General features: G+C 29.1%; 16 protein-coding genes, 1 tRNA gene and 1 pseudogene. 17 read left to right on the forward strand and 1 reads right to left on the reverse strand.

Annotation, left to right across the window (positions count from 1 at the left end; all coding sequences use genetic code 4):
- The first annotated feature begins 2 nt into the window (after positions 1 to 2).
- A tRNA-Arg gene (locus STIUS_RS01595) sits at positions 3 to 79 on the forward strand.
- A gap of 103 nt (positions 80 to 182) precedes the next feature.
- On the forward strand, positions 183 to 515 hold the full coding sequence (locus STIUS_RS01600) for a hypothetical protein (RefSeq protein ID WP_162649558.1): 333 nt from the start codon (positions 183 to 185) through the stop codon (positions 513 to 515).
- A gap of 39 nt (positions 516 to 554) precedes the next feature.
- Here the strand turns inward: STIUS_RS01600 and STIUS_RS01605 are convergent, their stop codons facing one another.
- Positions 555 to 2,177, reverse strand: a complete 1,623-nt coding sequence (locus STIUS_RS01605) for a DEAD/DEAH box helicase (protein ID WP_162649560.1) — start codon at positions 2,175 to 2,177, stop codon at positions 555 to 557.
- A 215-nt stretch (positions 2,178 to 2,392) separates the two neighbouring features.
- On the opposite strand from STIUS_RS01605, the gene rpsP reads away from it, so the two are divergent.
- From rpsP to STIUS_RS01680, 15 genes and pseudogenes are all read left to right on the forward strand, one after another.
- Positions 2,393 to 2,797 (forward strand): 30S ribosomal protein S16, encoded by a 405-nt coding sequence (gene rpsP / locus STIUS_RS03760; protein ID WP_162649562.1) that lies wholly within the window; start codon positions 2,393 to 2,395, stop codon positions 2,795 to 2,797.
- Positions 2,797 to 3,291 (forward strand): ribosome maturation factor RimM, encoded by a 495-nt coding sequence (gene rimM / locus STIUS_RS01615; protein ID WP_162649564.1) that lies wholly within the window; start codon positions 2,797 to 2,799, stop codon positions 3,289 to 3,291. Before rpsP ends, rimM begins: the two co-directional genes overlap by 1 nt.
- Complete coding sequence (trmD, locus tag STIUS_RS01620; protein WP_162649566.1) at positions 3,291 to 4,013, forward strand: tRNA (guanosine(37)-N1)-methyltransferase TrmD; 723 nt, start codon at positions 3,291 to 3,293, stop codon at positions 4,011 to 4,013. Before rimM ends, trmD begins: the two co-directional genes overlap by 1 nt.
- A 5-nt stretch (positions 4,014 to 4,018) precedes the next feature.
- A pseudogene (gene rplS, locus STIUS_RS03715) lies at positions 4,019 to 4,360 on the forward strand (50S ribosomal protein L19); the annotation flags it as partial.
- 553 nt (positions 4,361 to 4,913) lie between these two features.
- Positions 4,914 to 5,228, forward strand: coding sequence for a hypothetical protein (locus STIUS_RS01630; RefSeq protein WP_162649568.1), 315 nt, complete (start codon positions 4,914 to 4,916; stop codon positions 5,226 to 5,228).
- A 137-nt stretch (positions 5,229 to 5,365) separates the two neighbouring features.
- The gene (locus STIUS_RS01635) at positions 5,366 to 7,138 is read left to right on the forward strand and encodes a PTS transporter subunit EIIC (protein WP_162649569.1); all 1,773 of its coding nucleotides are present in this window, start codon (positions 5,366 to 5,368) and stop codon (positions 7,136 to 7,138) included.
- A 105-nt stretch (positions 7,139 to 7,243) separates the two neighbouring features.
- Positions 7,244 to 10,369 carry a lipoprotein gene (locus tag STIUS_RS01640; protein WP_162649571.1) on the forward strand — a complete coding sequence of 1,042 codons (3,126 nt, stop codon included), beginning with the start codon at positions 7,244 to 7,246 and terminating at the stop codon, positions 10,367 to 10,369.
- A gap of 201 nt (positions 10,370 to 10,570) precedes the next feature.
- Complete coding sequence (locus tag STIUS_RS01645) at positions 10,571 to 10,969, forward strand: hypothetical protein (protein WP_162649573.1); 399 nt, start codon at positions 10,571 to 10,573, stop codon at positions 10,967 to 10,969.
- A gap of 109 nt (positions 10,970 to 11,078) precedes the next feature.
- Positions 11,079 to 11,816, forward strand: coding sequence for a DUF3196 family protein (locus STIUS_RS01650; RefSeq protein ID WP_162649574.1), 738 nt, complete (start codon positions 11,079 to 11,081; stop codon positions 11,814 to 11,816).
- Positions 11,817 to 11,819: 3 nt separating this feature from the next.
- Positions 11,820 to 13,106, forward strand: coding sequence for a GTPase ObgE (obgE, locus tag STIUS_RS01655; RefSeq protein WP_162649576.1), 1,287 nt, complete (start codon positions 11,820 to 11,822; stop codon positions 13,104 to 13,106).
- 2 nt (positions 13,107 to 13,108) lie between these two features.
- Entirely contained in the window at positions 13,109 to 13,831 is a 723-nt protein-coding gene (gene nadE, locus STIUS_RS01660; RefSeq protein WP_162649577.1) for an NAD(+) synthase, read from the forward strand.
- Positions 13,832 to 13,845: 14 nt separating this feature from the next.
- A complete protein-coding gene (locus STIUS_RS01665; RefSeq protein WP_162649578.1) occupies positions 13,846 to 14,343 on the forward strand; it encodes a hypothetical protein in 498 nt (165 codons plus the stop codon).
- A gap of 148 nt (positions 14,344 to 14,491) precedes the next feature.
- Positions 14,492 to 14,749, forward strand: a complete 258-nt coding sequence (locus tag STIUS_RS01670; protein ID WP_162649580.1) for a TIGR04561 family membrane protein — start codon at positions 14,492 to 14,494, stop codon at positions 14,747 to 14,749.
- A gap of 33 nt (positions 14,750 to 14,782) precedes the next feature.
- Entirely contained in the window at positions 14,783 to 15,940 is a 1,158-nt protein-coding gene (locus STIUS_RS01675; protein ID WP_162649582.1) for an MSC_0882 family membrane protein, read from the forward strand.
- A 72-nt stretch (positions 15,941 to 16,012) separates the two neighbouring features.
- A complete protein-coding gene (locus STIUS_RS01680; RefSeq protein WP_162649584.1) occupies positions 16,013 to 16,630 on the forward strand; it encodes a hypothetical protein in 618 nt (205 codons plus the stop codon).
- Positions 16,631 to 16,716: the final 86 nt, after the last annotated feature.

Here is a 16,716-nt window from a genome sequence, read left to right on the forward strand (position 1 = left end):
ATGCCCACATAGCTCAGTAGGATAGAGCATGCGCCTTCTAAGCGTAGGGTCAGAAGTTCGAATCTTCTTGTGGGCGCCATTTAGAATAATAAGAGATGTTTTTTAAAACATCTTTTTTTATTTTTTAAAAAGTATTGTTTTTTTTTTTTTTTTGTTAAAGTCATGAAATAAATAGGAGAAATATGCAACCAACAATGTGTTATCAATGCGGTATAAATCCAGGTACAAGACAAAATGTAATTATGAGCACTCATAAACATGGAGGAATTATAAGAGAAACAAAATATTCAACGTCTTCAACTAATGTTCTAATATGTGAAATGTGCGAATTAAAAAATTCATTACCTAGAATAACTATGTTATTTATTATTGTTAATTTATTCTTAATATTATTTACATTTGGTATTTGAACATTAGTTACAGTATTAATGATTTACTTAAAATTTAAAAAGAAAAAACAAATATTGTTACAAAAAGAAAATTTAATAAGTTTTGGTTTGAAACCAACATTCTAATATAAAAAGATGCGTTTAAATGCATCTTTTTATATTAAATTATTCTTCAATGAAGTCAGCTTTACTTTGTAGAGCAGCTCGTCTTTCTTTTCTATTTGGGCCAGTTGGCTTAGGTGAACTATATCTTCCACCAAATGAACCGCGATCTCTTGATCCACCGCGTGATCCACCAAATGAACCGCGATCTCTTGATCCACCAAATGAACCACGATCTCTATCTCTTGGTGCTTCAGAAGAGGGGTATGCATTTGATTTGAATGATCCACTTGTATTTCTACTTTGTGAGTCATCACTGCGGGGTTGTCTATCACGTGATTCATAAGAACCACCGCGTGAACCTCCGTCTCTTGATCCACCATAAGATCCGCCACGAGAACCACGGTCTCTTGATCCGCCATAAGATCCACCGCGTGAACTGCGATCTCTTGATCCGCCATAAGAAGAAGATCCGCCACGAGAACCACGGTCTCTTGATCCACCATAAGATCCACCGCGTGAACCACGATCATCTCTGCTTCCTCTATCAGAAGAAGAACCTTTTTCTATTCCATATTCAGAAGGGTCTACTTCATAAATTTCAATTTTGTATTCATGTTCAATTTCTTTAATTTGTTTTAATGTGCCACGACCATCTACTATTGATATAGCTGAACCTTTTTCACCATTACGACCAGTTCTACCAATACGGTGAATAATATATTCATTATCACGAGGTATATCAAAGTTAATAACTAAATCAACACCTTTAATATCAATTCCACGAGCAGCAACGTCAGTTGCTATAAGTACTTGTACTTCACCTTTTCTAAAACGATTAATTGCACGTGTTCTTTCTGATTGTCTTTTATCACCATTAATAACTACACCTGTAATGTTGTTATCGCGTAGGGTATCTAAAATATTATCTGTATTTGATTTTGTATTACTAAATATAATTGCTGCTTGGGGTTTATGTTTTTCAAAAATACTTAACAGTAAATCTACTTTTTTATTTCTTGGTACATAAATAAATCTGTTATCAATATTGTCATTAACTTTAACTGCGTTATCAACAATTATTGTTTCATATTGTTTCATATAATTATATGCAAGACTCATAACTTTATCACTTGTTGTTGCACTAAATAATCCAATTTGTACTTCAGGACTTGCTCTGTGGAATATTTCATCAATTTCATTTTTGAATCCCATTTTTAGCATTTCATCAGCTTCATCTAAAATGATTGTTTTAATATTGTCGAAGTTAAATGATCTTCTAATAATGTGATCATTGATTCTTCCTGGTGTACCAACAATTATGTGTGTATCACGCAATGATAATAATTGTTTACGAATTTCTGCTCCTCCAATAAGAGAAGTTAATTTTACACCTTCGTAACGGCTTGTTAATTTTCTAATTACGTCAATTATTTGACTAGCTAACTCACGAGTAGGAGTTACAATTAGGGCTTGGGGTTTTCTATTTTTAATATCCAATTTTTCTAAAATTGGTAGCGCGAATGCTGCAGTTTTACCTGTTCCTGTTGAGGATTTACCAAATATGTTTTTACCTTCTAAAAACATTGGAATTGCTTGTTGTTGAATGTCTGTAGGAGTTGTGAAATCCATTATTTCTAATGATTTTAAGACTCTATCATTCTTTATAAGTTCTTTGAACGTCATCTTTATTTCCTTTTGTCTGTGTCACTAACATTAAGACAAAATTCCTAGAGCTCTGTCAAAATACTTATACTATTATTACCTAAAACAAATGTTTATGTTGAATTTGTTTTAAATAAGTTAAAATTAAGGTGTTGAGTTAGTTAAGTTAAATTACTTAACACTTTTAAAAATATTGATGTATTATTATAAGTATCAACAAATAAATAGGAGGACCAATGGTTAAATTAAGATTAAGAAGAGCCGGGAAAAAACGTGCAGCATTCTTTAGAATTGTTGCAACAGATTCACGTGTTCAAAGAGATGGTATTTACATCGACCTAATTGGGACATACAATCCAATTAATGGTGAAACAAAAATAAACGAAGAAATCGCGTTGAAATGACTTGCAGATGGTGCACAACCAACTGACACAGTTAGAGATATTCTTTCAAAACACGGAATTATGAAAAAATTCCACGACTCAAAATTAGATAAGCCAGCTAAAGCTAAAAAAGCGGTTGTTAAAAAACCTGCAGCTAAAAAACCAGCTACAGTTAAAAAACCTACAACAGCAAAACCAGCTACAGCTAAAAAACCTGCAGCTAAACCTGCAGCAGCAAAAGCTCCAGCTAAAAAATAATGATAAAAGATAACTTAGCTTTAGTAGGGAAAATAGCAGGTACTCACGGGATAAAGGGTGAATTAAAAGTTTATTGATTTACAGAAACAAAAGATATTGATATAAAAATAAATGATTTTGTATTTGTAAAAAATGAGTCAACATTTGACGTTTTTAAAATTAGGCAGCTAACTGATCTGTATATTAAAAAGCCGCTGATTCAGTTTGATGAATATGAAAATATTAATCATGTACAAAAATTAGTAGGAAAAGAAATATATATAAAAAAAGAATTGGTTACAGAATTAGATGATTATTCTTGCTTAGGATTTGATGCTATATTTGAAAATAAAAAAGGAAAAGTTATTGATTTTTTAGATAACTCGATTTATATGACATATAAGGTTGAATTTAAAGATAAGACAATTTGAATACCAGGTGTTGATGATTATTTAAAAGAAATAGATTTTGATAATCAAAAAATTACTTTTATTAATATTGAAGGATTAGCATAATGAAAATTTCTATACTTACTTTATTTCCTAACCTAATTAGTAATTATATTTCTGAATCAATTATTAAAAGAGCAATCTTAAAAAATAAAGTTGAATTAGAAGTTATTGATATTAGAGAACATACTACTTACGATCACAAACAAGTTGATGATTATCAATTTGGTGGTGGAGCTGGAATGCTATTAATGATAGAACCAGTTGTTAGAGCTTTAAACTCAATTAAAACAAAAGAATCTTTTACAATATTAACGAGTCCACAAGGTGTGACATTGAATAACTATATATCAAGAGAATTATCAATTAAACATAAACATATTATATTGATATGTGGTCATTACGAAGGCATAGACGCTAGAATAATGAATTATGTTGATATGGAACTATCAATCGGAGATTATGTGATTACTGGCGGTGAATTATCATCATTAGTTATAGCTGATTCAATTATTAGATTAATTGATGGAGTAATAGCTAAAGAATCACATGAAAACGATAGTTTTGAAAACAATTTATTAGACTATGATTCATACACTAAGCCAGTTGAATTCGATGGTCATAAAGTACCTGAAGTATTGATATCAGGACATCATAAAAATATTAATAATTTTAGAAGAGAATCACAACTTAAAAATACTTTTAACAAAAGAAATGATTTATTGAAAAAAGCAAAATTAAGTAGTGAAGATCAAATGATTATTGAAAAACTAAAAAGAGGAGAATAAATATTATGAACTATTCAAACGTTGTAAAAGAAATTAGTGAATCACAATTGAGAACAGACTTACCAAAGTTTAACTCAGGAGACACAATTCGTGTAACAGTAAAAATTAAAGAAGACAAAAAATTTCGTATTCAAGCTTTCGAAGGAGTTGTAATTAAAACTCAAGGAAGCGGAATTACTGAATCTGTCACAATCAGAAAAAACTCAAACGGTGTATTTGTTGAAAGAACATTACCAATTCACTCACCAATTATAGATACTGTTGAAGTTATTAAACGTGGTAAAGTTAGACGTGCAAGAATTTATTACATCAGAAACTTATCTGGTAAAGCAGCTCGTATTCAAGAAAGATTACCACAACGTGCTAATCCAAATGCAGAAGAAAAAGTAGCAAAAGCTAAATCAGAAGCTAAATCAATTACATCTCAAAAAGCTCTTGCAGCACACCAAAGACGTAAGAGAAAAGCAGTTGATAAAAAAATTGCTAACAGAATTAATCCAGACAAAATTGAAAATAAAAAAATTCAAGCAGCTAAATTAGAAGCAAAAGCAAAAATTGCTAAAAAGCCAGCTAAACCAGCTACAGCTAAAAAAACTGTTGCAAAACCAGCAGCTAAAAAACCAGCAGTGAAATCAACAACTGCAGCTAAACCAGCAGCGAAAAAACCAGCAGCTAAATCAGCACCAGCAGCTAGCACAGCAGCTAAAAAGCCAGCAGTGAAATCAACACCAGCAGCTAGCACAGCAGCGAAAAAGTCAGCAGTGAAAAAAGCTACAGGTGCAAAAAAAACACAAGGTAAATAATTTTAAAAAAATGGATAAAACCATTTTTTTTATTTTTTTATTCTTTACTAAATAATAAAATCAATTATGATAATGATTAGTAAGGGTTGTAATAATTATGTTAAATTTATTTAGTTTTTTAAAAAATTCAGAAGAAACATCTGGAAAAGAGTTAACACATTCTGCTGCATTGACTGTATTAATTATTGGAATTATTTGTATAGTTGCGGCTGCAGTTTTATTTTATTTTTTTATATTACATATAAAACGTTCTAGTTTTAAAGAAAAACAACATGCAGAACAATTTAGAAGAGCATTTTGATGGGATGAACCAATGAAGTTTTGGTCGTTTTATGTATATGCATTTATGTGTATTTCATTGATTTTAGGGTTTATTGTTTGTTTAATAATCTCAATTCCAGTATTAGTTTAATTTAATAATAAAATAATAAAATATTCCAAAAAAGTATAAGAAAACCAAAATAAAACTTGCGTTTTTTTTTTTTTTTGTCAAAATAATAAATAGAATTCTAAAAAAATTAGGGTTCAAAAAATTAAATAAGGAAAAAAATGACAGCGCATAAAGAAGACATGCTAAACACTAAAAAGAATGGTGTTAGCGGATGATCTAAGTTTCTAACAGTGTTGCAAGAATTAGGTAAGGCGCTACAGTTTCCAGTAGCTGTTTTGCCATTTGCTGCAATATTAAATAGATTCGGAGCTTTAGGTATTACATATACGACTGGTGCAGAAGGTGAAATCACTAATGCTATCGGATATTGAATATCTTATATTATTCAAAAGCCAGGTTCAGTGGCTTTTGACCAATTACCATTACTATTTGCAATTGGTATTTCATTTGGTCTTGCAAAAGATCATCGAGGCGAAGTAACCATGGTCGCAGCAATTATGTATTTTATTATAATTTTAATGACAAGTGAACATGGTATACCAGAAATGCTATATGGTAACGTATTAACAAAAACAGTATACAATGCAGATGGAACTGAAATTATAGGTCAGTATTCATCACTAATGTATGTATTTACAGAAACACAAGTACAAGGCGTAGCTGTAATTACTGGAGCAACTTACGTACTTAATGTAGGTGTTCTTGGTGGAGTAGTTTCTGGGGTTGTAGCAGCAATGCTATACAACAAATTTAAAGAAATTAAATTACCAGCAGCATTATCTTTCTTCGGAGGAAGAAGGTTTGTACCAATGATTGGGATTGTAGCAGCAATGGGATTGGTTGCTATATTTGCAATATTGTGACCATGAATACAATTAGTATTAATGTTAATGGGTCAAGCAGTAGCTGACCCAAATAATCCAGCAGTAGCTATTCCAGGAACAGGATTATATGCATTTTTAAACAGATTATTATTACCATTTGGATTGCACCAAATTTTAAATACATTCTTCTGATTTCAAATGCCAATTAAGGGTGAAATAATTGCCCCAATTACGGGTGAAATAATTCCCCCAATTGATGGTGGAACTTTTACATGAATTAATGGTGATATTAATGCTTTTGCAAAAGGATTGAATACATCAGGATTATTCCAATCAGGATATTTCCCAATAATGATGGGTGGAGTTCCAGCTATTGCAGCAGCAATGATCTTTGCTTCTAAAAAAGATAGAAGAACTGAAGTTATGGGATTCTTAGGTGGAGTGGCATTAGTTTCATTCGTATCAGGAATTACAGAACCAGTAGAATTCTCATTCGTATTCTTATCTCCTGTATTGTTATTAGTACATGCAGGTATGTCAGCGATATTTATGATGATAACTACAGCAATGCAAATTCAAATTGGATTTGGATTCTCTGCAGGATTTATTGATTATGCAGTATCATTTGCACAATCATGAGGATTATCAACATACAAAGGTGGAGCTATGGAAGTAGTATCTAACCCACTAATGATGTTGCCATTAATTGCAGCAGCAGGTGGAGCTTACTTCGTAGTATTCTCACTATTAATTAGAAAATTAAACATACAAACACCAGGTAGAGAAGAAGATGGAGGTTATGTATCAGCACCAGTTGATATAACTACAACTTCATCAAAAGATTCGGGATCTAAAGCAGATAAATACGAGACAGCTGCAGCAAAATTTATTGCAGCAATCGGAAGCGATAACCTAGAATCAATCGATAACTGTGCTACTCGTTTAAGATTAGTTTTAAAAGATAACAAAAATATTGACGTAGCAGCAATTAAAGCTACAGGTGTATCATTTGGTATTAAGCAATTGGGAGACCAGGCTTTACAAATTGTAATTGGACCTGATGTTGAACATTATGCTAACGCTATGAAACGAATTAAAAACGTTTAAAAGATAGATAAATAAAATAGACTTAGGTCTATTTTTTTATTGTGTGAAATTTGATATAAAATGCCATTTTTGGTAAAATTAGTATATATAAACAGGAGAAAACATATGAAAAAATTATTAAGCATTTTATCAACAATTACTTTAGTCGGAGCGTCAACAACAACAATAATTGCTTGTTCTCCACAAAATGATATTTTTCCAAGTGGGGAAAATTCATGATGGAATAATACTGAAACTGGATTTAATGATTCAAATGTAATAAATAAAATGATGAATAAAGTTTCAAGAAGCAATGAAGGAGATAAAATTTTAACTCAAGATCAAGGAGAAGGAGTTTCAAATTTTAAGAAAAGTTTAAAGGATAAAAATAATAATGGTCTTTTAAAATCTACTTTAGCAGGTAAAAATAAAAATATTTTAGATGACTCTTTGTTAATTAAAAATGCAAAAGACATTAGATTCAAACCATATGCAGATATTGGTATTGTTGAAGACTATGCTGAATATGCATTAAAATGACATAATAAATCTGGAGCTTGAAGAAGTGAAGTAATTAAAGAAGCTGAAAAATTAGGTATCGATAATGTTAATTTTAATAATTTGGCAAATATTGTAAATAATAAAGATTTAATAAATTTAGACAATGGTGGTGGAATTAATTTGGGTTTCATGCAAAATGCAAGTGATACAGGTGAATTAACACCAATGTGAGATGCAGCACCAAGTAAAACAACAAATAAATCTGAAGAATGATTTAAAGATAGATTTGATAAGTGATCAAAAGATTCAAATGGTAACATTTCAAAAAATATGACAATTTCATTTGGACCTTTTGCAAATTCATTTTGACATACTGCATATAATAATGGTTCAACAGCAGAACAATTGGCAGAACAATTAAAAATGATTGGAGAAAATTATAATTCTAAATCATTTGACTTTTATTTTGCAGCACCTTATTTAAGTGCAAAACAACCTCAATATAAAGAATCACAAAAATTATTAGCATCAGCTCTTAAAATTTTAATGGAAACAGATGCTGCTGAAAATAATGGTAAAACTACTTGAGATATTAGACTTTCATTAGTTGGATCAAACGTACAAGGATTGGGATTTTCACCATCAATGTTAGAAGGTAATGAAGCTGGTTTTGAAGAACATAATGCAGATGAATCATCACCGTTATATGTATTTACAAAATATTTAGGAACTAATTTTAAATTGAATTTAGTTGCTGGATATTTAAGTGAAGAAGATTCTGAATTGTATCCAAATAATTTAGAAAAACTTAAAAATAATGAAAATTGAGAATTAAAATTTATCAAAAATCAAATTCAAGTTTTACGAAATAATTGAATAAAATTATCAAATGTTTTAAATGGTACAGAATTTGAACAAAGTAAATTAAATTGAAATCAAAGTACTGGTATTGTTAATGAAGAACAACCTCCATTAACAGATGATGAAAAAGATTTTTCAAAGAGAATGATAGTTACTCCTTGAATGGGTGCTCGTGCAGAAAAAGCGATGTATAACTTCACACCAAAAGATATGGCTGAGTTGAGAGAGTTCTCAATTGAACAAAATATTGGTGAGCTATCAATGTTTTATATAACAAGAGATCATGGATCTGAATTCTTATCAAGTTTAACAGAAGATGAAAAAAATAATTTATCAACAACAAACTCAGCTAGATTAGCAGATAAAAATGCATTAGATCAAAACATCAGAAGTGGATCTGGATTTTATGATGAATATTCATATACAAAAGCTTTAAATGGAAAATTATCAAAATCAGATGTTGAAAATTTAAAACATTACGACACATTTGAAGAAGCCAAAATAAATGGAATAAAAGGTCTAATTGATTTGGAATCTATAAAAGTAGAATCTGAATTTGGAAAATTTGTTGGTAGTTTAGGTAATGATGCTGTTTGAGAAGGACCAGGTAATGGTGGGCCAGGTACAGGAGAAAATGGTGGTAACACAGACCCAGTACCTCCTACAGGTGAACAAGGACCAGCACCGGCATCTCCATCATTATACAAAGATAGATTATTAGCAAACCCAGTTCGAGGGAATTCACAAATAACTAAAAAAGTTGCAAAAAATTCTGGAGTATATTTTTCACCTTACTTAGATGCAGGTCTATGAGAGGGTAATGAAATTGCTGCAATTAAAGGTGCATCTAATTTAGATCATTTGACATTATCATTTGCGCAACAAATAAACAGTAAACAACCATCAAATCCTTCAGAAGATATGGAAATTTCATTTGCAGGTATTGATAAGGGAAATGAAGGTTATGATTACTGACTAGAAGCTCAATTAAAAGCAAAAGTATTAGATCCTTTAGTAAAACAAAATCCTGATAATTTAAAAAATATCAAAGTTGCATATGGTGGAGCTACAACAGGTGGATATGATCACAAAAATCCATGATCACTTGCTGCCGAATTATATGGAAATGATGCTACTAATAGATTAGAAAAATCATTAGTTGACTTTCAAAATGAAATTAGTGGTCTATATGGCAAATCAAACATTATGAAATCAATTGATTTTGATATTGAAGGTGAAGCACAAAACAACCATGAAGGTATTACAGTTCTTGCTAAAACATTAGCACAAATGAAAAAAGCAGATAAATCTTGAGATTTCTCAATAACACTTCCTGTACTACCACAAGGTCTAACAAATGTTGGTTATGGAGTATTGGATATATTTGTAAAAGAATATAAAAATGCAGGATTGGATATTAAAGATTTACCAATCACTAACCTAATGTTAATGGATTATGGTGACCCAATATATCTTGAAGCTATTAGTAAAAATGAAACAAATTTTGATTTAGCAAAAGCTGCGATTGAAAATACATTTAGAAATATTGAAAACTCAATTAAAGAAAACTTTAATATAGAAGGAGTTAAACCTTCAAATATTTGAAAATTAATTGGAGCAACTCCAATGATTGGTGTTAACGATACAGTTGCAGGTGTATTCACAGAAGAAGATGCAAAAGAACTTTATAACTATGCTCATACAGTTGGTTTAGGTTACATTGGTATGTGATCTATGAATGATGATCGAGGTAGACAAGGTGATAAAGCAATTAACAAATCTCTTGTAACTCATGGATTAGCTTACTTAGACGAATATGTTTTTGCTAGTGCATTTAATGGTAATTGAGATTATGTAAAAAAACATACACATGATAAATGATATTTATAATTTTTAAACTAAAATATTTCGATTGTGAATAAAAAATAATTAATAATCCACATTAAGAAACTAAAAAAACGAGCGGAAGCTTGTTTTTTTCTTTAAATACTTTTTGTATTCTATTGAAAACTATAATGATGCAATATATCTTAAAGGGAAACATAAGTAAAGGTAATTTAAAATATATATAATAAATATGAGGAAAAAATTATGTTAAAAAGTAGAAGACACTTAATTAAAATCTTGATTATCTTTACTTTAACTGTTATGTTTGCTGGCGGACTTGGTGCTGATTGAAACTCAGCACGTGGTATTGTCTGAACAATGTTCTATATTGTTTTACCAATATTCGTTTTAATTGGTTCAATTTTAGGTTTAATTTTCGAAAGGAATAAATTATTACAAAGATTAGTTTTTGTGGCTACATGAGTTTATGCTTTAATTGGAATTATCTTTGTAATTTTGGGAATTTGAGATTTAGTTGATAACATAATAGAAAATGGAGAGATGGGGGATACATTATTATCACTTATTCATACTGTTTTATTTGCATTAATATGATGAATTGCAGCTTGTTTCGGATTAACGGCATATAAATCAATGAAATAATCTAATTGTATTTTTTTTGATCAACGTCAAAACCCAATTTTAATGGGTTTTTTTATTTGTTTATGCCTCATTAAGTATTTATAATATATAGAAAGGTAAACGTGTTGATATGAATAATTACTATTTAGAAACAATTGAACTAATTAAGAAATTAATAAATGATTCAAAAATTGAAGAAGCTCTACAAATACTAGAAGATGAATTAAATGCTCCATACATTCCGCGTGATTACGAATTTGAGTTTAAACAACTGTTAACAAGCATTATCGATGTTAAAAGAACAAAAGAACAAAAAATATTAAATGATCCATGAAGTAAAGAAAAAGTAATAGACGTATTATCTAAAAATGGTGACCATGAATTACATATTGTTGCCATTGGAAAAATTAAAGATCTTAATGCAAGAAGCTTTACAGATTTTTTCGTTGGATATTTTTCTAACAAAGAAAATCTTTGAATGTCAAAAATGTATGCATTATTAACATTTGCAAATCAGGGAATTGATATGGATTTTAAAATTGTTGATAACTTAAAAGAAGTTGTTTTAAATCCTTCAAAAATAAATACAAAGGAATATGACAATTCTTTTGCAAAACTAAAATCAAATTTAGAAAAAAGTGCTGGTTCAAATGACATAATGCTGACTAATTTTTCAAACCAATTGTTGACAGAATATTATTTTATTAACTTCCCAAATAAAATAGATGATAATAATATTAACGATATTGTTTTATTTATATTAAACTCATGTAATAAGATGTTTAATATTAAAAACTTTAGTGAATTAAAAAACAAAGAGCTAGAGAAACAATTAGAAAAAGAATTTAAAAACGCAGGGATATTATAAGAAATGAAATTTGTAGATTTAGCCAATTTTGTAATTAAGTCAGGAAACGGAGGAAATGGTGCCGTTTCTTTTAGACGTGAATTATATGTGGCTAATGGTGGCCCTAATGGTGGAGACGGTGGAAAAGGTGGAGACGTAATCTTTGCCGTTGATGAAGGTAAATCGTCATTACTTGATTTAAAACTTCAAAAATTTTATACAGCTCAAAATGGTGATCATGGTGATATTAAAAATATGTATGGTAAAGGTGGAGAGGATATTTTACTTTATGTACCGTTAGGAACAACAATCTACAATCACAAGACTGGTGCTAAGATTGCTGACTTTACTTCAAAAGACCAGAGACAAGTAGTTGCTTTAGGTGGAAAAGGTGGTAGAGGAAATGCAAAATTTGCCAACTCAAGAAATAAGGCTCCGACTATTTATGAAAACGGTGATCCAGGAGTCGAAATAGAAATTAGAGCAGAGCTTAAAGTTCTTGCTGATGTTGGATTTGTTGGTTTACCAAATGCTGGTAAGTCAACTATGTTACGTGCTATTTCAAATTCAAAACCAGTTATTGCAGACTATCCATTTACTACTTTAAACCCTCAATTAGGAGTGTCACGTGACAACTTAGGTAGAACATTTGTTGTAGCAGATTTACCTGGTTTAATAGAGGGTGCTTCACTTGGAAAGGGATTAGGAATTGAATTTTTAAAACACATTGAAAGATGTAAAATCGTTTGTCATGTGATTGATATGACTGGAAATTATGGAACTGAAGATGTTATTAAGAATTATGAAATGATTAGAAATGAATTAAAATCATATCGTGTTGATTTAACAAATAGACCAGAAATTATTATCGCAAATAAAATTGATGAAGAAGAAGGTCAAATTAATGCTTTATATTTTAAAGAAAAATATAAAGACAAAGTTATTGTTGAAACTTCTGGATTAAAAAAACAAGGTATTGAAAAATTATTATTAACAATTGGAGATACTTTAGAAGAATACAAAGATAAAACTTTTGACACTGAAGAAACTAAAGAATTATTTAAGGTTTATACATTTGAAGATCCTGATGGAGATATTATCGTATCAAACTTAGGTAATGGTAAATGAAGTTTATCAGGTGAAACAATTTATCGTGTATATCAAAAAACACCGACAACTACATACGACAACTTATTGTTATTTAATGAAAAATTAAAGAAACTTGGTGTTTATGATACATTACGTGAACGAGGTGCAAAAAAAGGAGATTTAATTCAACTATTTGATGTTGAATTTGAATGGATGGACTAGTTATGGATTTAAAACAATATATTGATTACATTGGAACTTGACTACAAGAACAAGTTAAATTAGCAAATGCAAAAGGGGTAATAGTTGGATTATCAGGTGGAATTGATTCAGCACTTGTAGCAAGTATTGCTCAAAAAGCGTTTCCAAATAATCACCAAACAGTATGAATGGATTGTGAATCATCTAAGTTTGACTATGAATGTGCTCATGAATTAATTAACTTCAAAAAATTTCATAATGTTGATGTTGATCTAACAAGCACTTATAAAGATTTAATATCTGAATTAGATTCTAAAATTAAATTATCTGATCTTTCAAAAGCCAATGCAAAGGCTAGGTTAAGAATGACTACATTGTATGCAATTGGTCAAACTAAAAATTACTTAGTTTTAGGAACAGATAATGCTGATGAATGACACATTGGGTATTTTACAAAATTTGGAGATGGTGGTGTTGACTTACTTCCAATCGTTCACCTATTAAAGGGTGAAGTTAAAGATGCAGCTAGATTAATGGAAGTTTGTGACTCAATTATTAATCGTGCACCAAGTGCAGGTCTGTGAGATAATCAAACTGATGAAGAAGAAATTGGCGTTTCATATGATGAAATTGATGATTACTTAAGCGGTAAAAAAATAAGTGAAAAATCTAAACAAAGAATTGATTACTTACATAAGATATCAAACCATAAAAGAGTTGGAGCACCAGCTCCAAGCAAAAAATAGTAGGAGATTATAAAATGACAGAATTACAAGCATCAAAAATAAGCGAATTTTTAGAGAAAAAAATATCTGAAGAAGAAATGGATTTAGTATTTGAAGATTTAGTTTCAATGATTTCACTTTATCTAGCAACTACTCTTTTTGGATTAGATATTAATAGACTTTATATGGAAGGAATTGAAAACAATACTCCAATTGAAGATATTATTAAACAAGCTCAACATGAAATTTTATTATCAAAATCTGAAATATCAGAACACTTACAAATCATTTTTGAAGATGAGGAAAGATCTGAAATGTTTGCAACAGGTTGTGTTGAATCTGGAGTATATGATTTTGAATTACCAAATTCATTACAAAAATTTTTAGATGAACAACAAGTTTCAAAAGATGATTACATTGTTGAAATGATTATTTCTTTCCAATCTGAATTCTATGACTTTTTTACAACAGAAGTAAATGTAGAAGAATGAAAAGATGAAATTATAGAACAAATACTTTTAAACTGAGAATAAAAGAGGCGAAAGTCTCTTTTATTGTTTTAAAAAAAAGTAATTTTTTAAAACTTAATTAATAAAAATAACAAAAGAATTGATATAATTATATTGTGTATTTAGGGCAAATTTACACAAATAAACAGGTATATAAAATTAAGGGCATTCGATGAATTCAAAAAGCGTCATTTTTAAAATCTTAGATTTAGAAATTCCACTTTGAGTTTTTATCATCATATTTATTATTATTGGACTTTTTGCGTTAGCAATTTATCTTCTTTCTTTATTTAAAGTTAAAAAAGAGATCGTCTATAATAATAAAAAAATATCTATTCATGAATATGATCAGATAAGAGCTATTAACTTACAGAAAGAAGATTTTGAAATGGAAGTTTCAAAGGTGCTTTCAACTATTAATAAGAAATAACTTAATTTTATAAACTGTTTAATAAGGAGAGAAATGGCTTTATTTAATAGTTTATTAAAAAAACAAAATTCCAATAATCAAGCAGCATTAGATAATAGTGCTTTTTACTCATATCCAAGCAATGAAGTAAAAGAAGTTTCTCAATTTGAAGTTCAAAAATATTACCAACCACCAGTAGTAAGACAAAGAAAACAATTCCAAGTTCAAGATGGTTATAGTCAAAGACCAATGGACGAATTTATTGAAGAATTCAACGTTCCTGTGAATAATCCTTATCAACATATTAATCAAGAAGCGATTCCAATTCAAAGTACTTCTATGGGTTATGTAAACGGTAATCAATTCCAAGTTAATAATAATTATATGATTCAACAAGAACAATATCTATCACGTGATAACCAAATGCAAGTTGGGCAAATTGCTCCAACAAATGAAATTCCAGCAGCTATTGCTCATGAAATTAGAAGTGAAAAGCTAAAACAATTTATAATTTTTGTTTTAAGTTTTTCTGGGGCTATTACTTCAACATTATTCTTAATGTCATATTACAACGAAGAATTAATGGGTATCTCAAAAAACTCAGTTCTGCATCCGATATTATCAATACCAATATTATTAATTTCAACTATGTTTATTTTATTGACAATCTCTGATTCAACTTTGTTATCAAGATCAATGACAAAATATAGAAGTGATTTGGCAAATGGTATTGATTCGGTTCCTTATTTTTTAACAAAAAACTATAAAAACTTCACAAGAAGAGGTGTGTATGTAAATTGAATGTCATTTTCAGTTTATATTGTAGGAGTTATTTTATTATTAATATTTTATGGATTACAAGCTCAATATAACTCAGGACAAAAATCTTTCTACATATTTTTTTGAAGAGTTGCAGAATTAAAATCGTTAGTGTCAGAAATTGTTATGACTACAATAGTTTTAGTTGGAGCTTTAATTGTGCATATAACACACATAGTTTGAACAAAGTCTCGTAAGAATAATATAATTGGTTATTATGGACATGAAATTGTACATCCAGCTGAATTAGCACAAATTAAAAAAACAGCAAATATTAAATGTGCAATTATAACTTTTATTGTCTTGGCAATATTATTATTTGTATTATTTATTCCTTGATTAATTATAAGAAAAAAAGGTGGAAAACCAGTGATGCCAATTGGCAGAATTTAATAAGTTTTGAAAAAATGATTTTTAGTCATTTTTTTTATTTTTTTATGTCGTTGTAATTATTGAGGTGAAATAATGAAAAATATTGTAGATAGTAGTTGCATTATGAAGTTTGACAGTAAAATTTTTAACATGTCAGTTGTTGAACTTGAAATAATTGAATTGTTTGAAGAATGTGTTGCACAAAATCAGATTGATTCATTATGAAATAGATTATATAAATTATTTAATGATAATGAAAAAATCAGATTGATAATTGAATTATTTAAAAAGGGAGCAATATCAATGATTGAATGTGAAAGTTTAATTTTATTATTTGCAAGACATAATCAAAAAATATGAAACAACTTTGGTGAAAAATTTAAATATTCAACAGAATTTAGAGCTCCATTTGAAATGATAAATAACATATTAAATATAGATTACGATTCGTATAAATTATCAATTTCGGAACTTAAGTTTTTATCAAAAATAATGAGATTAGGTGATCAGGTAACATATATGGATTTTTATAGAAAAGAAATGTCATCTTTTAAAAATCTGCTAGTTGTTAAAACGTTTTTCATGAAACGTTCAATACTAGAAGACTATTCAAAAACTGATTATTATGAAAATATAAATGATTTAAAAATTAAAACAGTTAAAGATCTGATTTGTGAATTTCTACAAAGAAAAATAATTTCAAAAAATTAGCACTTTTAGTATTCAATTGCTAATTTTTGGTGTAATATCTAATTGTTAGCAATGAAATACATTGAGTGCTAACTTTAGGAGGATCG

The sequence above is a fragment of the Spiroplasma sp. TIUS-1 genome (assembly GCF_010365785.1).
In the GTDB taxonomy this organism is placed as follows: Bacteria; Bacillota_I; Bacilli_A; order Mycoplasmatales; family Mycoplasmataceae; genus TIUS-1.